General features: G+C 62.0%; 16 protein-coding genes and 1 pseudogene. 3 read left to right on the top strand and 14 right to left on the bottom strand.

What is annotated here, in order from left to right; all coding sequences use genetic code 11:
- Positions 1-230: 230 nt before the first annotated feature.
- A pseudogene (locus FZ029_RS26390) lies at positions 231-524 on the top strand (amino acid ABC transporter ATP-binding protein); the annotation flags it as partial.
- A gap of 144 nt (positions 525-668) precedes the next feature.
- On the opposite strand, the gene FZ029_RS26395 reads toward FZ029_RS26390, so the two are convergent.
- The 11 genes from FZ029_RS26395 to FZ029_RS26445 form a co-directional block, all read right to left on the bottom strand.
- Positions 669-1,754 carry a Gfo/Idh/MocA family oxidoreductase gene (locus FZ029_RS26395; protein ID WP_149272644.1) on the bottom strand — a complete coding sequence of 362 codons (1,086 nt, stop codon included), beginning with the start codon at positions 1,752-1,754 and terminating at the stop codon, positions 669-671.
- Positions 1,755-2,221: 467 nt separating this feature from the next.
- Entirely contained in the window at positions 2,222-2,491 is a 270-nt protein-coding gene (locus FZ029_RS26400) for a hypothetical protein (RefSeq protein WP_211104218.1), read from the bottom strand.
- A 49-nt stretch (positions 2,492-2,540) separates the two neighbouring features.
- Entirely contained in the window at positions 2,541-2,978 is a 438-nt protein-coding gene (locus FZ029_RS26405; protein ID WP_149272681.1) for a DsrE family protein, read from the bottom strand.
- Between the two features lie 97 nt (positions 2,979-3,075).
- Positions 3,076-4,041: an MBL fold metallo-hydrolase gene (locus FZ029_RS26410; RefSeq protein WP_149272645.1), complete on the bottom strand. Its 966-nt coding sequence runs from the start codon at positions 4,039-4,041 to the stop codon at positions 3,076-3,078.
- Between the two features lie 93 nt (positions 4,042-4,134).
- Positions 4,135-4,959 (bottom strand): alpha/beta hydrolase, encoded by an 825-nt coding sequence (locus tag FZ029_RS26415; protein WP_211104219.1) that lies wholly within the window; start codon positions 4,957-4,959, stop codon positions 4,135-4,137.
- A 257-nt stretch (positions 4,960-5,216) separates the two neighbouring features.
- Entirely contained in the window at positions 5,217-5,798 is a 582-nt protein-coding gene (locus tag FZ029_RS33350) for a tautomerase family protein (RefSeq protein ID WP_211104220.1), read from the bottom strand.
- A 218-nt stretch (positions 5,799-6,016) separates the two neighbouring features.
- Positions 6,017-7,012, bottom strand: a complete 996-nt coding sequence (locus tag FZ029_RS26425) for a zinc-dependent alcohol dehydrogenase family protein (RefSeq protein WP_247892512.1) — start codon at positions 7,010-7,012, stop codon at positions 6,017-6,019.
- Between the two features lie 149 nt (positions 7,013-7,161).
- Positions 7,162-10,035 (bottom strand): winged helix-turn-helix domain-containing protein, encoded by a 2,874-nt coding sequence (locus FZ029_RS26430; protein ID WP_149272647.1) that lies wholly within the window; start codon positions 10,033-10,035, stop codon positions 7,162-7,164.
- Positions 10,036-10,313: 278 nt separating this feature from the next.
- Entirely contained in the window at positions 10,314-10,592 is a 279-nt protein-coding gene (locus FZ029_RS26435; protein ID WP_149272648.1) for a hypothetical protein, read from the bottom strand.
- 176 nt (positions 10,593-10,768) lie between these two features.
- A complete protein-coding gene (locus FZ029_RS26440; protein ID WP_211104221.1) occupies positions 10,769-12,034 on the bottom strand; it encodes a carboxymuconolactone decarboxylase family protein in 1,266 nt (421 codons plus the stop codon).
- Positions 12,035-12,200: 166 nt separating this feature from the next.
- Positions 12,201-13,106, bottom strand: a complete 906-nt coding sequence (locus tag FZ029_RS26445; protein WP_149272649.1) for a LysR substrate-binding domain-containing protein — start codon at positions 13,104-13,106, stop codon at positions 12,201-12,203.
- Between the two features lie 154 nt (positions 13,107-13,260).
- Between FZ029_RS26445 and FZ029_RS26450 the strand changes: the two genes are divergently transcribed.
- Together FZ029_RS26450 and FZ029_RS26455 are read left to right on the top strand one after the other, a co-directional pair.
- A complete protein-coding gene (locus tag FZ029_RS26450) occupies positions 13,261-14,022 on the top strand; it encodes an SDR family oxidoreductase (protein WP_149272650.1) in 762 nt (253 codons plus the stop codon).
- A gap of 191 nt (positions 14,023-14,213) precedes the next feature.
- Positions 14,214-14,765, top strand: a complete 552-nt coding sequence (locus FZ029_RS26455; RefSeq protein WP_149272651.1) for a flavin reductase family protein — start codon at positions 14,214-14,216, stop codon at positions 14,763-14,765.
- A 93-nt stretch (positions 14,766-14,858) separates the two neighbouring features.
- On the opposite strand, the gene FZ029_RS26460 is transcribed toward FZ029_RS26455, so the two are convergent.
- The 3 genes from FZ029_RS26460 to FZ029_RS26470 form a co-directional block, all read right to left on the bottom strand.
- On the bottom strand, positions 14,859-15,800 hold the full coding sequence (locus tag FZ029_RS26460) for an FAD-binding protein (RefSeq protein WP_149272652.1): 942 nt from the start codon (positions 15,798-15,800) through the stop codon (positions 14,859-14,861).
- 169 nt (positions 15,801-15,969) lie between these two features.
- Positions 15,970-16,719, bottom strand: coding sequence for an electron transfer flavoprotein subunit beta/FixA family protein (locus tag FZ029_RS26465; protein WP_149272685.1), 750 nt, complete (start codon positions 16,717-16,719; stop codon positions 15,970-15,972).
- Between the two features lie 25 nt (positions 16,720-16,744).
- A complete protein-coding gene (locus FZ029_RS26470; protein ID WP_149272653.1) occupies positions 16,745-17,251 on the bottom strand; it encodes a MaoC family dehydratase in 507 nt (168 codons plus the stop codon).
- Positions 17,252-17,261 lie beyond the last annotated feature (10 nt).

Consider the following 17,261-nt stretch of genomic DNA (forward strand, 5'->3'; position numbering starts at 1 on the left):
CAGACAACCGGCTGGCGCCGCGCCGCGCCGCCCGCCTCGCCCTCGCAACAACCGCCGCAGTCCTGGCTCTCGGTTCGGCGACCACGCTTCCGGCGACGGCCGGCACCACCCTCGACGCTGTGAAGGCCCGTGGCAAGGTGATCTGCGCCGCCAGCTCCGGCACCATCGGCTTCAGCGCGGCGGACGACAAGGGCTATTGGCGCGGGCTGGACGTCGAGACCTGCCGTGCCGTGGCGATCGCCCGCGCCCTGTGCATGGAACCGCAGGTGATGCTGTTCGACGAGCCGACCTCGGCACTCGACCCGGAGATGGTGAAGGAGGTGCTGGAGACCGTGGTGTCCCTGGCCGAGGACGGCATGACCATGATCGTGGTGACGCATGAGATGGGCTTCGCCCGCCGGGTCGCCGACAAGGTGGTCTTCATGGACGGCGGCCGGATTGTGGAGTGCGCCGCACCCGACGAGTTCTTCGATGCACCGCTTCACGAACGGACGCGCAACTTCCTGCACCAGATCCTTCATTGATGAGTGTATATGCAAATTGCCCCGCCACCGCCGGACAGCCTGACTGAATGGGGCGGCGCGTATCCGAGAAACTCGGCGCGAATCCCCCGGACCTGCAGGACCGCAGGTCCAACGGGCACATACATCCACGGCACCCGCGTCAAGTCAGACATAGCGTGCCACCCCGCCGCTTTGCTCGATCGCGTCGATCAACCGATGCAGTTTGACGGCGTCTCCGAACGTTGGACTTTGAGAAGTACCGGACGTCATGTCGGAAGCGATCAGTTGGTAGAGCCTTCTCACATTGCCCGTCAGAACATCGTCGTCGGCACCAAAGCCTTCGGGTATGGCGATCGGGTGAAGGGTCTCGTCCGCTTGTGCACCCATGAGCTTGAATCCGCCCAGACCTATGTAGCCAATGGGACTCGTCAGCAACAGGTCGCCCTTGGTGCCGTTGATCTCCACATGGAAATTGGTTGCGCGCGACAACCCGCCGCGGAAATGGATCGTCACCAAGCCGCCGGACGTGAGCTTGCCGATGAAAGCTATTTGATCCGCGACGTCGAGCGGGACGACTTCCTTGCTCCCCATGATCCTTATCGTCCGACGGCGACGAATCAGCGTCCCGGACACGCTGTGGAAGTCCTCGCCGAGCACGAACAACAAGGCGTCGATCGTATGGGCGAACGGCACGTGCAGCATGCTCGCGCCCTTGGACGGGTCCAAGGTGTAGCGAAAAGCCTCCTCGAGTTCCTCCCCCCAGGTGATTCCCGAGCCGATGACAGACGCCGAGAGCACCTCGCCGAGATAACCCTGTTTGATCAGGTTGCGCATGTGCCGGAGGGTCGGGTTGGCACGGGTTTGAAGGCCGATCATCGCCGAGACGCCTTTTTCGCCGGCGAGCGAGTTCATCGTCTCGGCGTCCCGAAGGTTCATGCCGAGCGGCCATTCGGAAAACACCGACTTTCCTGCTTGAAGCGCCGCGGTCACGAGACCACGGTGTTCCGGCACCCTCACGGTCACGACCACCAAGTCGACGTCAGGATGGTTCACAAGCTCGTCGGTCGATGACATCGCGTGTTCGAAACCGAACTTTTCAGCCGACGCCCTCGCGGTTTCGATCCGGCTGTGGCTCAGGGCAGAGAGTCGGAACTGCGGCAGGTCCCTCAACGCAGGCACATGGGCGGTCGAGGCCCAACCACGGTCGGGGTGAACGCCGATGATGCCAACTCTGATCGGTGCATGGGTCATTGGGCGCGCTCCTTGACGTGATTTCCAGAATGGCGCGGCGAAGTTCAAGCTTGCCGACCGGCGACGGCCCATCCGTGAACTCCCAGGCTTCGCGGTGGGGCCCGTAGCTGTGCAGTGGGCCGACCGTGTGTCGTCGGTTGGCGGGAAGACGAGACGGTCCTCCATTGACCATGTCCCGTTCATCACGCTGTCGGACACTCGTTCGATTCCGGTGCGATGGTGCAGATGACTTCCTCACGTCGAACGCAGGTGCCTCAGCGGCACTCGGCGAACGTCGTGGAGGCTGCGCGCCTCCGCGCCCGAGCATCCAGGGACCCCACGGCGGACTCGTCGGAAGTCTTCTCCAGAGGTTCGACGGATGGTAGGTCGAGTGGCTTAGACATGGAGCACATGCCCCTGCGCGATAGCTTCTCGCCATGGGAGCCCCTTGGTCGCCGTGACCGATGCATCCTAATTCCGGGATAAAGTCATTCGAATTTTCCCAAAAGTCCGAGGCCCATTTCCCAGAGCTTTTGAGCGTTGGCGGCGTCGAGCGCATATGCAGCGACGCCCTCCAATACCGACTGGGGGCGACCAGGCACGACTGGAGCCTCCACGCAATTTTCGAAATAGCGTCCGTTCGCTCCCTTGACCAACGGCGAAACCGCGAGGAGCACCGACGTCGCCGCGCCTTCCTCGGGGGTCTTGCGAAGGTGCCCGGGCGTACGGAGCCCGCCTGTGTGACGCTGGAGGTTCATGGCGGCGTCTTCGGCGCCATCGTAGCGCCTGTATCAGGGATACCGATCGTCACTCCGTGATCTTGACGAAGCCCTGCTGCACAAGCTGAATCGTGCGAGCCATGGCATCGAGATTGATCTTTATGTTGGGGAGAAGATCGGCATTGCCCCAGCCGTTCACTTGCGCGGTCGCGCCGCAGAGTTCGACCTTGACGCCGACGTCAATGAGGTCGGCCACCAGCTTTTTGTATGGGTTGCCAGTGGCGATATTGCGCGAAGCATTGTAGGCGGCGTCGTTCAACGTGACGTGGCCCGCATTGGTATGGAAGACGACGATCACGTCCGATGCCGCTTTCCAATTCGCAATGTCCGTGGTGATCAAATGAAGATGGAACAGCGACGCGGGCAGGTCGCCTTCGAACTCGAGGCCGCCGATGCTGTGGACTGACTTCACCTCCTTCAGTTCGACCGGAATATCGATGAACAGAGCGCTTTTTGTTTCGGACATGGTCATCTCCAGAATTGGTTCGATGGTCGGCGGATCGGGGTCCGTTGACGCGCCGAAACCGGGGGGAGGAAAGCGTCCGGATTGCCGAAGGAGCGTGCTAGACGCCCGCATAGACCAGCCGCGTGAAGAAGCCCGGATCGATGACGAAATTGCCCCACTTGGCGTCGAAAGCCGCCGTCGGTTTGGCCGCAACCGCCTCGTCTCGCGTGCGTCCCTGGCGCTTCAGCACGGCGACCTTCTCGCGGATGGCGACGAGCATGTCGCGGAAATCCTGCAGCTCAGCGCGGTTGCTCACCGGATTCCCGTGGCCCGGAATGATGATCGTCTTGCTGGTCGACGCAGCGAGGTTTGCTTCCGAGGCTGCGATCATCCCATCGATGCTGCCCCCCGTCGAATAGTCGATGAACGGATATATTCCGTTCCAGTAGGTGTCGCCGACATGGAGGACGTCCGCCTCGCCGAACATCACTGAAATGTCCCCGTCGGTGTGCGCCGGACCGTAATGCTTCATGGCGAGCGACTGGCCGTTCAGCTTGAGAGAATGCTCCGTGGCGAAGACGTGCTTCGGCACTCCACTCTGTTCCAGCGGAACGAAATTGTAATCCCAGTCCTCCACCCGCTGCACTTGAGAGAGGTACTTGCGGGTGTTCTCGTGTGCGATGATTTTGGCTCCAGCCGCACCGATCCACGCGTTGCCGTCCGCGTGATCGAAGTGCCAGTGGGTGTTGATGAGATGGGTCACAGGGTCCGGAGAAAGCGCGGAAAGTGCTTTCGTCATTTGGGCGCGCGACACGCTGATGCCGGCATCGACCATAACGAGGCCGTCCTTGCCCCCCGAAACCGCCACGTTGCCGCCGGAGCCTTCGAGGATAGTGATGTTGTTCCTCAGTTCGTGGGTGGCGATCACGGACTTGGCGGCGCTGTCCTTGATGAGGCTCACCAAGCCGCGCGCCTCGGCATAGGCCTCGCGTGGACTTAGCCAGCCCCCTGTGGCGGCGAGACCCGCTGCGCCCATGCAGCAAAGGCAGAATCCACGGCGGGAGAGCATGTGTTCGGATTTCACGACATACCTTTCCGCAGCCGGTCTCAGTTGAGCCGGCAGCTGTCGAATCTGGTGTGGAAGCTTGAGGGCCGGGATATCGGCCTGCCCGGGCCGTCACGAGTTGATGAAGGCCAGGATGTCCGCATTGATGACGTCGGCGTGGGTGGTGAACATCCCGTGCGGGTAGCCGTCGTAGATCTTGAGCTTCCCCTTCTCGAGTAGCTTGACCGAGAGTTCGGCGGAGTCCGCGATGGGCACCACTTGGTCGTCGCTGCCGTGCATCACCAAAACCGGAACGTCGATGATCCGCAGGTCGTCGGTGAAGTCGGTCTCCGAGAAGACCTTGATGCACTCATAGTGCGCGTGCGCGCCGCCCATCATGCCCTGACGCCACCAGTTGCGGATCGTGCCTTCGGAGACTGCCGCACCGGGGCGGTTGAAGCCGTAGAAGGGGCCGCTTGCTATATCGAGGTAGAGTTGCGCCCGATTGGCCGCCAGAGCCGCACGGTAGCCGTCGAAGACCTCAATGGGAAGTCCTCCCGGATTCTTCGCGGACTTGACCATCACGGGCGGAATGGCGGAGATGAGAACCGCTTTGGCGACCCGGCCTTTGCCGTGTCGGGCGACGTATCTGGTGACTTCCCCGCCGCCTGTCGAATGGCCGATGTGAATCGCATTGCGGAGGTCGAGCGCTTCGGCGAGTGCAGCGACGTCAGCCGCGTAGGTGTCCATGTCGTTGCCGCCCGAGGTCTGACTTGAACGGCCATGGCCTCTCCGGTCGTGGGCAATGACCCGGAATCCCTTTCCGAGAAAGAACAGCATCTGGTTGTCCCAGTCGTCGCTGCTCAGCGGCCACCCGTGATGGAACACGATCGGCTGGCCGCTGCCCCAGTCCTTATAGAAGATCTGCGCACCGTCTTTCGTTTTGATGCTGCTCATGGTTTCGCTCCCATCTGCAATGGTTGCTCTGGTTGAGTTCGATGACACCGTGGCGGCCAAGGTCTCCAGAGGCAACGTCGTGGCGAGAACGGCGGCGGTGCCAATCAAGACGTCCCGTCTCGTCGCACCGGGTGCTGAAAACGCTTCTCTCGCATTCATGTCTTTTCCCTCCGTCGGGCGGGCACGATTCCACCGGCAGCCGCCCGACTTGGGTCGAGCTGCTCTCCATGGTCACCGTGTTGGAGAGTGCGAGGTGGTCAGCCCAAGACTGGCGCTGCCGCGGCCCACTCTTTGCGGGTTGTCGGCGTGCCGTCGATCATTTCGACGACGTCCTTGGATTTCGAGAGCGTCGTCATCAACGACTTGGGACCCTCGAACGGCCTGCCGCCGATGTGCCAGCCGTCGGTATGAAGTTCCTCGATGAGGACCCATACCACCTCCCGGAAGGCCTCCGATCCCTCGAACTTCACCATGACATCGGTCAGGGCCTTGGCCATGGCGTGTTTCTCTTCCGGCGTGAAAACGCCGTCGACCAGTTTCACATTGACGAATGGCATGACATCTCCTTTCTTCAGAGGGTTGATGATTCTGCGCTGTTCGGCGATATCGACGGCAAGAATGCCGTCGACAGTGCGCCTTTCGATTTCGTTTTGTGCTTTCGCGACAGTCTCGAAATGGAAGCCCCGACCTGTGCGCGATCGGCGACATCTTTCCATGCCGCGATGAAGACCAGCAGCAATGCCGGAGCTTCGCGCCTGGACTTGTCTACGAGGTCGGAGCGCAAGCAAGTCGGGATCAACGGCGATGACGGTCGCCGGCCGGAGGACCTTGAAGAGCACCTTCGAATTGAAGGCCGCTTGTCAATCCGGCGCGGATCGCCGGTAAAGTGCCGAGGTGCCGCCCGATTGCGCGGACAATTGGGTGGCGGAAATGTCGATCCAGCCATGAAAGGCTTCGGCCTGGGCGACGAGCTTGTCGTGTAAAGACGCCGTCGATCAGTTGCATGTCAGGGAATGGCATGGAACCGATCGCTGCACAGGGTGACAGAAGTCGCGTTTCAATCCGTGATCTCGATCACGATCTTACCCGCGGCTGTGCGATTTTCGATCTCGCGATGAGCATCGGCGACCGCGTTGAGTTTGAAGCTTCGAGGATCGACGAAGGGCACGACCTTTCCCGCCTCAACAAGCCTTGTCGCCTCACGCATGATATCGCCGTGGTGCGCGCGCCCCTCGCCTGTCAGCATCGGCAAAAGCGTGAAGACACCCGAATAGGTCGCGGCGCGGAATGACAGGGGAGCAAGTGAATGTGTGCTCCACCCGAGGCAACTCACCACATGACCGAATCGCCGAACGACGTTGAACGCGGTATCAAGTGCCGCGCCCCCCACGGTGTCATAGACGACATCGAAACCGAGACCACCGGTGTGATCGCCGACATACTCTTGAGGAGTTGTCTGCTCACGGTCGATTGCTGTCGCGCCCAATCGTTCGATGGTGGCTCCCTTCGCAGCTGTGTCGACAGCGAAGACTTCGGCTCCAAAAGCCGAAGCGATCTGGATCGCCATCTGCCCAACCCCGCCGGCGCCCAGAACAAGCACCTTCTGGCGGGCTTGGACTTGGGCCCGGTCGACCAAACCTTCCCAGGCCGTGATGAAGACAAGGGGGAGCGCGGCCGCCTCGCGCATGCTGAGATTGGATGGCTTCGGCGCCAATAGGCTGGCATCAACGGCAGCAAACTGTGCCAGCGACCCTTGAAGGCCGCCCACGCCGCCGGCCAGTCCATACACATCATCTCCGACGGCGAAACCGCACTCGCCGGCACCGAGCGCCTCGATGGTTCCGGCAAAGTCCATTCCCAGGATTGCGGGGAAGGGATGTTTCGCGTGCGCCGCGTTGCCGCTTCTGATCTTGAGATCCAGCGGGTTGACGCTGCTCGCCTTTATGCGAACCAAGACCTGGCCGGCCACGGGTTCCGGGCGAGCGATGCTGGCAAGAGTGAAGGGTGCGTTGGGCCCATGCAGGACGAGCGCATCCATTACAGCGTTGGTCATGTCCGCTCCTCTCCACAGTGGTTCAATCGCACATTGCCGAATGATCGGCATTGGAAGACGATGACCCAAGAGACCGAAGAGTAGCCAGTGAATCCTTGTGAATTCCGGTGTGTCCAAGCTGGGACGCGAAGGAGTGAATCCCCAATCGATCACTGCGAGAATTCGTCGAGAAGAGCCTTCGCAGCTTTCAAATCGGCGGTTTCGAAGCCTTCGGTGAAACGGTGGTATATATTTATCAAAGAGCAACGTGCCATCGTTATCTCTCCACGTTGACACAGCAAACGAGACATGCTCATGCCCGTACGGAGTTCCCAGGATAGAGCATCCTGCTGTCGCGCGAATTTGACCGACTGTAGGAAGCATTGCTCGGCCGAAGCTGAACCTGCGCCGTCACGCAGCAGGATCTCACCTTTCACGCGCAGGAGTTCTGCCATGCACCAAAGCTCTTCCTTTTCCTCGCTGTGCCGGATGGCAGCGTCGATCAAGGTCAAACCTTCTGCGCTCTGACCCGCGGCGGCCAAACCTTCGGCAAGAAACCCAAGAAATCTAACATTGTAGAGCGTGAACACCCTTCCCTTTCCAAGCTCCTCCAGAGCCGTGCGAAGAACTGGAATGCCTCGATCTACATGACCCTGCTTGATCAGAAGTGTGCCTCTCCAGCAACGACCGAACACCTCCCACGGACCGAGAGAATTCGTGGCCGCCAAGTCGAGCATGTCGGTGATGGAGAGATCCGCAGCCGCCAGATCGCCGACATGGATCCAGACAGGGCATGCCCACCGTGCCAGTGCTTCGCAGAGCGAAATCGCATGACCCGATGCCCGTGCGGCGTCGACGGCACTCTTCACGGCCAATATTGCCTGATCGGGGAAGCCTTGCATCCAAAGGAGTTGGGCAGGCTGAATGCGGGCGGCCACTGATTGCCCAAATCGAAAACGAACCGAACTGGTCGAAGTGGTTTCCGTGATGGAAGTGTCATGAGCAAGCATACGATCTGCGTGGATGCGAGCCCCCTTGCAATCTCCCATGCAGAAGAGCGTCATGCTGATCATCCGATCGCCAATGAAGCGATCGAGGCCGTTTCCCGCGAGTTTCATAAATCTCTTCGCGATGCCAAGTGATGATCGGTACTCACCCATCCCGATTTGGCAAAGCCACAGTCCCCAAAGCGCTTCCGACTGAGCATCCACATCGCCGAGGTTCTCGGCAATTTCCAGAGCTTTGGCGAATGCCGCCGGTGCCTGGAGCGCGAAGCCTACCTTGAAAGCCTGAGACAGACCAAGCGCTCTGTAAAGCTGCATGATTTCGCGCGCCTGCGCATCCCTGTCTGGTCCTGGGCTGATGCTTGACAGCGCGCGTTGAACACAGTTCAGACATTCGTCGACCAACGAAAGCTGATACCACAACGGGATAGCGGTCACGGTCATGGCAAGCCCGATTTTAGGATCACCCTTGGGGGAAAAGGCCCAGTCCAGCACCATACGCACATTGTTGATATGGCGGCTGTACCGACTTAACCATTCGCCAACTGGTATTGTTTCAATTTCCCCATGCGCATGTTTAAGGACCCCACATAGATATTCAGCCAGCCGCAGTACGACCCCATCGAGTTCATCGTGCCGCAAAAGCTTGGCCAACGCGTAGGCACGGGTTGTGTCAAGCAATCGGTACTGTGCGACTTTCTGATGAGCATCGACAGCGACAAGAGATTTTGAGATCAGATTGGAAAGATGAAAAGGAATGTTGGTCTCAAGATCACTGAACCCGGTTATGACGGCGACAACCTCGTCCAGCGTGAAATCACCCGAAAACACGCCCAGACAGCGCAAGAGCGTCTGCTCTGGTTCCGACAGCGCCTCATAACTCCAATCAATCGTAGCCTCCAGGGTTCGATGCCTGGGAAGGGCCGCACGCCGGCCTCCAGTGAGCAGCCGAAAACGATCGTTCAGCAGTTTTGCTACGCCTCGCGTGCCGAACGCTCCGACCCGACCTGCCGCCAGTTCGATGGCCAAGGGGATGCCGTCGAGTTGACGGCAAATATCAGCAACGAGAGGCGCCTCACTGTCATCAAACGCAAATCCGGTGCCGCGAGACGATGCATGTTCGACGAAGAGTTGCACGGCCGAGAAGGTCAGTGCCTCCCTGGAGGTCAATCCAGCAGAAACCGGAGGCAGGTCCAGGGGCGCCAATCGATAGACGCTCTCGCCTTCCGCTCGCAAACCTTCCCGGCTCGTTGCAAGGATGTGGATTTCCGGGGCCTGTCGGAGGAGCGCTTCTGCCAACTGCACAGTTGCATCGACAACCAACTCGCAACTGTCGAAGACAAGCAGAATCCGCCGTTCACGCAAGTGCATGATGATGCCGGGAAGCGGATCCTTGGAACTGATGGCAAGGCCGAGCGTGGCCGCCAGCACACTTGACACGAGTTGAGCATTCGTCAGCGGAGCCAGATCGATAAAGTACACGCCATCCTTATATGACGGCAGGAGTTGCTGAGCGACGGCGAGGCAAAGTGTGGTCTTGCCGATGCCGCCTGGTCCCACGATGGTTGTAAGACGATAACGTTGAAAGCGTCCTCGCACGGCCTTTATAGCCTCATCTCGCCCGATTGGCGGTCTCAGCAATTGTGGGAGGTTGTTCTGGATGCCTGCAGCTTCGGCCCCATCTGAAAAGATCGAGGATGAGATTGGCGCCACGAAGCGGTAACCGCGACCTGGAACAGCTACAATAAAATGGGATGAACTCCCGGTGTCACCAAGAGCCTTGCGAATCAAAGCTATCTGCGCTCTGAGATTCGACTCGTCGACAATTGTGTTCGGCCATGCGCGTGTGACCAGCTCGTCCTTCGTAACCAAATTTCCAGCCCGTTCGGTCAACGCAATCAAGATGTCGAGTGCGCGCGAACCCAATACGACCGGCTTGTTATCCTTGAACAGGAGATGCCGGTTTGAATGGAGGCGAAAGGCACCGAACGTGATCGCAGTTTCGGCCGCAGTCTCCATTTGGAAAGGGGCTTGAACCATGATGCGACCTCGCTCCGGTTAGCAAGAATGCGCCACGATGCTATTGCGCCGAGATGACGAGAGCTGATGCCGGCGGTGCGGCGCATCTAAACATTGAAGACAAAAAAGGTCGAGTATGCGGCTTCTGGAACAGAACGGCGACGCCAATCTCGGTCTGCTGGCGGTCGTCGGTGTCGAACCCTATAAGAGTTCCGACGGCATGTTTGTAGCGGCTGAAGCAGGCCTCCACTAGCGTGCGCAGGTGGTAGTGATCTGCCCCCCACATCGGACATCAGAGACTATGTTGGCCAAACACCGCATAGCGGCTCCTGTCCAGCCTGGGGGAGGCTGGCGGAGCCGGACTGGACAAGGGGAGCCGGTAGCATCGCGGCGGCCGCCTTGACGATGCGTGCCACCGCCTGCCCGGCGAGCCTGCCGCGATCAGGACGGATGGTGCCGCCGCCGTCGGCCTGGAGGAACAGCGGGCCCGGCACCTCGCCGCGTAGCGCCAGCCAGGCGGTGAGGGCGGCGACGACGTCGATCGCGGGCTGCGGCGAGCCGTAAACCGCCTGCTCCACGCCGGTGCCCTGCTGGTCGGTCTTGGTTGAGATGGTCAGTAAAGGTCATTGAGGTTGAACGGGCACCGGCGACCCGCGCCAGTTCACGTTATTGCGACCAGGATTCCGGCTGAAGCGGCTTCAGTTAAGGATATTTCGCCAGCCGACAGCTGTGGTTCGGACTGGTGATCTCACCGCTAAATTGCGGCGAACTCTTCACCGGCAAGGATCATGGCTTGCCGGATGGCGGGGTAGCCGCTGTAAGGCAACATGTTCAGAAGGGTTTCGACAATCTCCTCCTTCCGAGCGCCGGCCTTGATCGCGGCCCGGATGTGGACGCGGAGCGGCGTGACGTCAGTCGCGGCGCCACGGGCCGCCAGGGCCGCACAGGCCGTCAGCTCCCGTGTTTTCGCATCGATGCCAGGCCTATGAAAGATGTCTCCGTAGCAAAACTCGACGATCAAACCTCCGATTTCAGGTGCGACATCGTCGAAGCTGTGCACCACCGTCTCACCGGACGCGCTCGACGTTGCCGCCAGCGCCGCCAAGCCGCGACTCCGGCGGAGTTGCCGGCTCTCGGACGCCGCATCTTCCACCTCGGGAGCACTGTGGGGTTCAGCCGTGGTCGGATGGTGGACCAGCGGGTCCTCAAGCACAGCGCTGAAGAGAGCGAAGCCGTTGAGCGCCGCCGGGAAACCGGCATAGACGCTGAGCTGTATGATGGCCTCGGCGATGGACGCGAGGGCAACACCGCCAGCGACAGCAGCCTGGAGATGCAGCCGCAGCGACTCCGAACGGTTGCCCGTCGCCCCCAGCATGCTGATGATCGCCAGATGTTTGTCTTCCTTTGCCAGCCCGTCGCGCGCCATCACGTCACCGAAGACAAATTCCAGTGACCAACGGGCGAGTTCGGGCGACATATGGGCGACACCGGCAGAGAATGTGGCAGGGTCCGCTCCCATGAGGTCACGGAACGTGCCCAGGCCACGCCGGTACCGGTCGATCCCATCATCGTCGTCCGTTTTCCTCGGGCAGAAGGAAAGGCCACGTTCCTTGAAGATGTTCCTCACGATACCGATGGAGTCGATCGCGATGGGAAAGCCGAGCATGGCGGTCGAGAGGAACAGCAGCTCGACGAGGTCGTCAGGAGTTCCTCCGACATTCAGCAGGCCTTCCATATGAAATTTCAGCTGCGGCTGCAGGGATGCCTGCGCCATCAGGGCGCTGATGGTACAGATTTGGCGCAGGCGCAGATCGAGTCCGGGACGGGACAGAACGTCGCCGTACGGGTATTCGACCGTGAACCGGGCCATGTCCTTCGACAGCCTGCTCAGCCGGCTGATCGGCCCATCGAAATCGACGCCGCCGATGCGTTCCAGAAGGAGAATGCCGCGCCGGAAACGCTCCGCCGGGTCCTGGCTGGGTTCCGTCTCGGGGAAACTCGCATGTTCGGTCATGGGCATTCTCGCTTTCCTTTCCCGTCCAGCGGGGCATTATCCACTGCGATGGAAGGAAAGCTGATCGCGCCGACCCCATCCGACAATGGATGGGAAACCGCATAGGCTTTTCAGCGCAGCCGAATAATCGCTCTTCGCCTGAATCGCTGCCCCGGATCCTCTACAGTCGGCCTCATCCAGGCTCGACGGCTTTGGCCTTGATAAAGTCGATGAAGGCACGCAGCGCCGGCGCCATTTGCCGCTGCTGCGGGTAGCAGAGATAGAAGCCGGAGAACGGGGCCGACCACTCCTCCAACAGCGGGACGAGCAAGCCCTTTGCGATCAGGGGCCGCAGTTGGTGCTCCATCCAGAACGCGATGCCGATGCCGTTCACGGCGGCGTCGATCGTCATGCTCTGCTCGCTCAACACCAGCGGACCCTTCACGTCCACCTCGAACCAGGCACCGTTGGCGAAGAACTCCCAGTTGTAGGGGGTGGTCCGCCCCGGCCAGCGCCAGCGGATGCAGGCGTGCGACAGCAAATCCTTCGGCGTCTCCGGCCGGCCGTGGCGGGCGATGTAGGCGGGGGAAGCCACGGCGATCTGCCGGATGTCGCCACCAAGCCGGAGGGCGACCATGTCCTTCTCGATCACCTCCCCAAGCGTGAAGCCAACGTCGAAGCCGGACGCCACCAGGTCGACCACCGCGTCGTCCACCAGCACGTCAAGGGTGACGTCCGGGTAGGCCTCGCGGAAGGCCGCAAGGTTCGGCCCGACATAAGCGCTGAAGGCCGCGCGCAGGCAGCGCACGCGCACCACCCCAGCCGGCCGCGCACGCAGCTGCCCAACATCGTCCAGCGCCGCGTCCAGCTCCGCCAGCGCCGGGCGGACGCGCAGCAGAAGCCGTTCGCCCGCGTCTGTCAGGGAGACGCTGCGCGTCGTCCGGTGCAGCAGGCGCACGCCCAGCCGCTCCTCGAAGTTGCGGATGATCTGGCTGAGCGAGGACGGCGACAGGTTCAGTTGCTCTGCCGCCTTGGAGAAACTGCCCTGCTCGGCCACCGCGACGAAGGCGCGAAGGTCGGTATTCCCGCTGGCCCGCATTCAAGAAATTCCCATGGATGCCGCTGATTCTATTGCCAAACCTAAACACCCTTTTCGGCATTCGGTCGATTAACCCACCGGCTTGGTCCCGCTAGCTTTTCGGACAACGCCGGCCCGATCGCCGGCGCATTCCAACCGCAAGAGAGTTCCGATCATGACCAACATTGATCAGACCGTAAACGAAGTTGAAGGCAAGGTCGCCATCGTGACGGGGGCCGCGAGCGGCATCGGGCGGGCCATCGCCGAACTCCTGCACGCCCGCGGCGCCAAGGTGGTCGCCGAGGACATCGACCCGACGGTTCAGGAGATGGCCCGCGACGGCCTCGTCCCGTTCGTCGCCGACGTTACCCAGGACGGCAGTGCCGAGCGGGTGGTCGGCATCGCCACGGAAGCCTTCGGCCGGCTTGACGTGCTCGTCAACAACGCCGGACGCATTCTGTACAAGCCGCTGGTCGAGATGACGCGCGAGGATTGGAACTGGCAGATGGAAACCAACCTCACCGGTGCCTTCCTGCACTCGCGCGAGGCGATGAAGGCCATGATGCCGCACAAGGCGGGCGCCATCATCAACATCGCCTCCTACGCCTCCTACTTCGCGTTCCCCGGCATTTCGGCCTACACGGCCTCCAAAGGCGCACTGGCACAGCTGACCCGCACGCAGGCGCTGGAAGCCATCGAGCATGGCATCCGCGTGAACGCCATCGGGGTTGGCGATGTCGTCACCAACCTGCTGAACCACTTCATGGAGGATGGCCGCGGCTTCCTCGCGGAGCATGGCAGAAAGGCCCCGATCGGCCGTGCCGCCGATCCGCTGGAAATCGCCGAAATCGTCGCCTTCCTCGCCTCAGACCGCGCGAGCTTCATCGTCGGGTCCGTCGTGATGGCCGACGGAGGCATGAGCGTGCCGGTGGGCTGACGACCAGCCTCAACCCGGTTTCGCCTTTGATTGGAGACGATCGAGCACACACGGTCCGATGACGGTGGCATTGTTAGTCACCGCTCCAGGAGAAGGCGAGGCGCCGTGGCCGCGGATGGCGGTCGTGCCAAGTCCGTCATCCGCATCACCCCACATCCGCCGGCGAATCAACTCTTTTCGGGAGATTGCGCATGCAGTCCATACCGGTCGACAGGGCCAACCGATTTCTCGAGCCCGGTCCGATTGTCCTGGTCACCACCATCGACGGTGGCAAGCCGAACATCATGACCATGGGTTTCCACATGATGGTGCAGCACGATCCACCGCTTGTCGGCTGCGTCATCGGTCCTTGGGACCACAGCTACGGTGCGCTGCGCAGCAGCGGTGAGTGCGTCATCGCCATTCCAACCGTCGATCTCGCCCGCACCGTCGTCGACATCGGCAACTGCTCCGGTGCTACCGTTGACAAGTTTCAGACCTTCGGGCTGACGCCACTGCCGGCGCGCAATGTGTCGCCCCCGCTGATCGGCGAGTGCCTCGCCAATCTCGAGTGCCGTGTCGCCGACACCCGGCTGGTCGAGACCCACAACCTGTTCATTCTCGAGGTGGTCGCCATCTCGACCGATCCCGAACGTCGGGAACGGCGGACGCTGCACCACCGGGGCGACGGATCCTTCGTGATCGGCGGCAAAACCGTCGACCTCCGCGACCGCATGGTGAAGTGGCGGCACCTGCAAGACTAAATCCCAAACCCCGGTGGTTTAGCGCCAGTTCCGCGGCGCGCTCCCAGTGGCCCGTCCTCGGATGACGGTCGTCAATGCTCGTGCTGAAACGCCTTATCCAAGCTTTTCCGTCAGCTCCGGCACGGCCTTGAACAGGTCCGCGACGAGGCCGTAGTCGGCGACCTGGAAGATGGGCGCTTCCTCGTCCTTGTTGATCGCGACGATGACCTTGCTGTCCTTCATGCCGGCCAGATGCTGGATCGCACCCGAAATGCCGACGGCGATGTACAGCTCCGGCGCCACGATCTTGCCGGTTTGCCCGACTTGGTAGTCGTTCGGCACGAAACCCGCGTCCACGGCGGCGCGGCTGGCGCCCACCGCCGCGCCCAGCTTGTCGGCGATGGCCTCCAGCAGGTGGAAATTGTCGCCCGACTGCATGCCGCGCCCACCGGAAATCACGATGCGGGCGGAGGTCAGTTCCGGCCGCTCCGACTTCGACAACTCGGCCGAGACGAAGCTCGACAGGGCGGGATCGGCGACCGCTGCGATGTTCTCGACCGTGGCGCTGTTGGTGGCTGCCGCCGCCTCGAAGGCGGTGGTGCGGACGGTGAGGATTTTCACCGGATCGGACGACTGAACCGTGGCGATGGCGTTACCGGCATAGATCGGCCGCTCGAAACTGTCGGCGGAGACCACGGCGGTGATCTCGGAGATCATCGCCACGTCGAGCAAGGCGGCGACGCGCGGCAGCACGTTCTTGCCCACCGAAGTGGCGGCGGCGAGGACATGGCTGTAGCCGGAGGCAAGCGACATCAGCAGGGCCGCGACCGGCTCGGCCAGGGCATGCTCGTAGGCGGCATCATCGGCGAGCAGCACCTTGGCGACGCCGGCCAGCTTGGCGGCCTGCTCCGCCGCCGGGGCGGCGTTGCGGCCGGCGACCAGGAGGTGGATGTCGGTGCCGAGCCCCTTGGCTATCTGGGCAGCGGCGGTGACGGCATGGGCGGTGGCGGGCTTCAGGGTGACGTTGTCGTGGTCGGCGAGGATCAGGATGGGCATGGCGGGTTCCTCTGTCGGGCGGGGTGTTGGCAGTGCAGACACTTGCCCCCACCCCGACCCTCCCCCGCTGGGCGGGGGAGGGAGCAGGATGCTTGTCGGCGTTCGGCGGCAGTTCCCTCCCCTGCGAAGCGGGGGAGGGTTAGGGTGGGGGCACCGGGGCCGGCGCTCCTCAGATCACCCGCGCCTCGTTCTTCAGCTTGTCGACCAGCGTGGCGACGTCCGGCACCTTGATGCCGGCCTGACGCTTGGCCGGCTCGGCCACCTTCACCGTGGTCAGCCGCGGCGTCACATCGACACCCAGCGCGCCCGGCGTGACGGTCTCCAGCGGCTTCTTCTTCGCCTTCATGATGTTGGGCAGCGAGGCATAGCGCGGCTCGTTGAGGCGCAGGTCGGCCGTCACCACCGCTGGCAGCTTCAACTCGACCGTCTCAAGCCCGCCGTCGATCTCGCGCGTCACCGCGACCTTGCCGTCGCCCGCGACGACCTTCGACGCGAAGGTGCCCTGGCCCCAGCCGAGCAGCGCCGCCAGCATCTGGCCGGTCTGGTTGCAGTCGTCGTCGATGGCCTGCTTGCCGAGGATCACCATCCCCGGCGCCTCCTTCTCGACCAAGGCCTTCAGCAGCTTGGCGACGGCCAGCGGCTGGGTCTCGACGTCGGTCTGCACCAGGATGGCGCGGTCGGCACCCATGGCGAGAGCGGTGCGCAAGGTTTCCTGGGCCTGGGTCGGGCCGACGGAGACCACGACGATCTCGGTCGCCGTGCCGGCTTCCTTCAGGCGCACTGCCTCTTCGACGGCGATCTCGTCGAAGGGGTTCATGCTCATCTTCACGTTGGCGGTCTCGACGCCGCTGCCATCCGCCTTGACGCGGACCTTCACGTTGTAGTCGACCACCCGTTTCACGGGCACAAGAATTTTCATCATGCGGAACCGTCTCTCGGGAGGGTTAGCGAACGGTGCGACGTGGTTCGGGGCGCGGCAGGCTTGGCGCTTGGCCGGCCTTGTAGACCATGACCGTGCGAACGAATTCGATCACCACGGTGCCGGTCTGGTTGTAGCCGATGGTCTTCAGCGACATGATGCCGGCCCGTGGATGCGTGGCGGACTCGCGCAGAGACACGACCTCCGATTCGCTGTAGATGGTGTCGCCTTCGTAAGTGGGGGCCGGAAGCTTCACCTCCGACCAGCCCAGGTTCGTCATGACGTTGGGCGTCAGGTCCGCCACCGATTGCCCCGTAACCAAAGCCAGGATGAAGGTGGAGTTGAACGGCACCCGCTCGTGACCGGCCGCTTTTGCGTAATCATGGTTGACGTGCAGCGGGGCTGGGTTTTGCGTCAGGAGCGTAAAGAGCATGTTGTCGTAGGGGGTCACGGTCCGCGCATGGCGGTGCTTGCAAACGTCACCGACCGCGAAATCTTCAAAGAAGCGATCACGCCAGGGGTTGGTCGTCATGTCATGGTCC

Source organism: Azospirillum sp. Sh1 (genome assembly GCF_008365135.1).
GTDB classification, from domain to species: Bacteria; Pseudomonadota; Alphaproteobacteria; order Azospirillales; family Azospirillaceae; genus Azospirillum; species Azospirillum oryzae.

Excerpts from the sequence above, each read along its gene's own strand:
- FZ029_RS26405 (WP_149272681.1), bottom strand. The coding sequence starts at position 2,978 with ATGTCCGAAACAAAAAGCGCTCTGTTCATCGATATTCCGGTCGAACTG.
- FZ029_RS26400 (WP_211104218.1), bottom strand. The coding sequence starts at position 2,491 with ATGAACCTCCAGCGTCACACAGGCGGGCTCCGTACGCCCGGGCACCTT.
- FZ029_RS26470 (WP_149272653.1), bottom strand. The coding sequence starts at position 17,251 with ATGACGACCAACCCCTGGCGTGATCGCTTCTTTGAAGATTTCGCGGTC.
- FZ029_RS26425 (WP_247892512.1), bottom strand. The coding sequence starts at position 7,012 with ATGACCAACGCTGTAATGGATGCGCTCGTCCTGCATGGGCCCAACGCA.
- FZ029_RS26450 (WP_149272650.1), top strand. The coding sequence starts at position 13,261 with ATGACCAACATTGATCAGACCGTAAACGAAGTTGAAGGCAAGGTCGCC.
- FZ029_RS26395 (WP_149272644.1), bottom strand. The coding sequence starts at position 1,754 with ATGACCCATGCACCGATCAGAGTTGGCATCATCGGCGTTCACCCCGAC.
- FZ029_RS26465 (WP_149272685.1), bottom strand. The coding sequence starts at position 16,719 with ATGAAAATTCTTGTGCCCGTGAAACGGGTGGTCGACTACAACGTGAAG.
- FZ029_RS26415 (WP_211104219.1), bottom strand. The coding sequence starts at position 4,959 with ATGAGCAGCATCAAAACGAAAGACGGTGCGCAGATCTTCTATAAGGAC.
- FZ029_RS26430 (WP_149272647.1), bottom strand. The coding sequence starts at position 10,035 with ATGGTTCAAGCCCCTTTCCAAATGGAGACTGCGGCCGAAACTGCGATC.
- FZ029_RS26440 (WP_211104221.1), bottom strand. The coding sequence starts at position 12,034 with ATGCCCATGACCGAACATGCGAGTTTCCCCGAGACGGAACCCAGCCAG.
- FZ029_RS26445 (WP_149272649.1), bottom strand. The coding sequence starts at position 13,106 with ATGCGGGCCAGCGGGAATACCGACCTTCGCGCCTTCGTCGCGGTGGCC.
- FZ029_RS26455 (WP_149272651.1), top strand. The coding sequence starts at position 14,214 with ATGCAGTCCATACCGGTCGACAGGGCCAACCGATTTCTCGAGCCCGGT.
- FZ029_RS26460 (WP_149272652.1), bottom strand. The coding sequence starts at position 15,800 with ATGCCCATCCTGATCCTCGCCGACCACGACAACGTCACCCTGAAGCCC.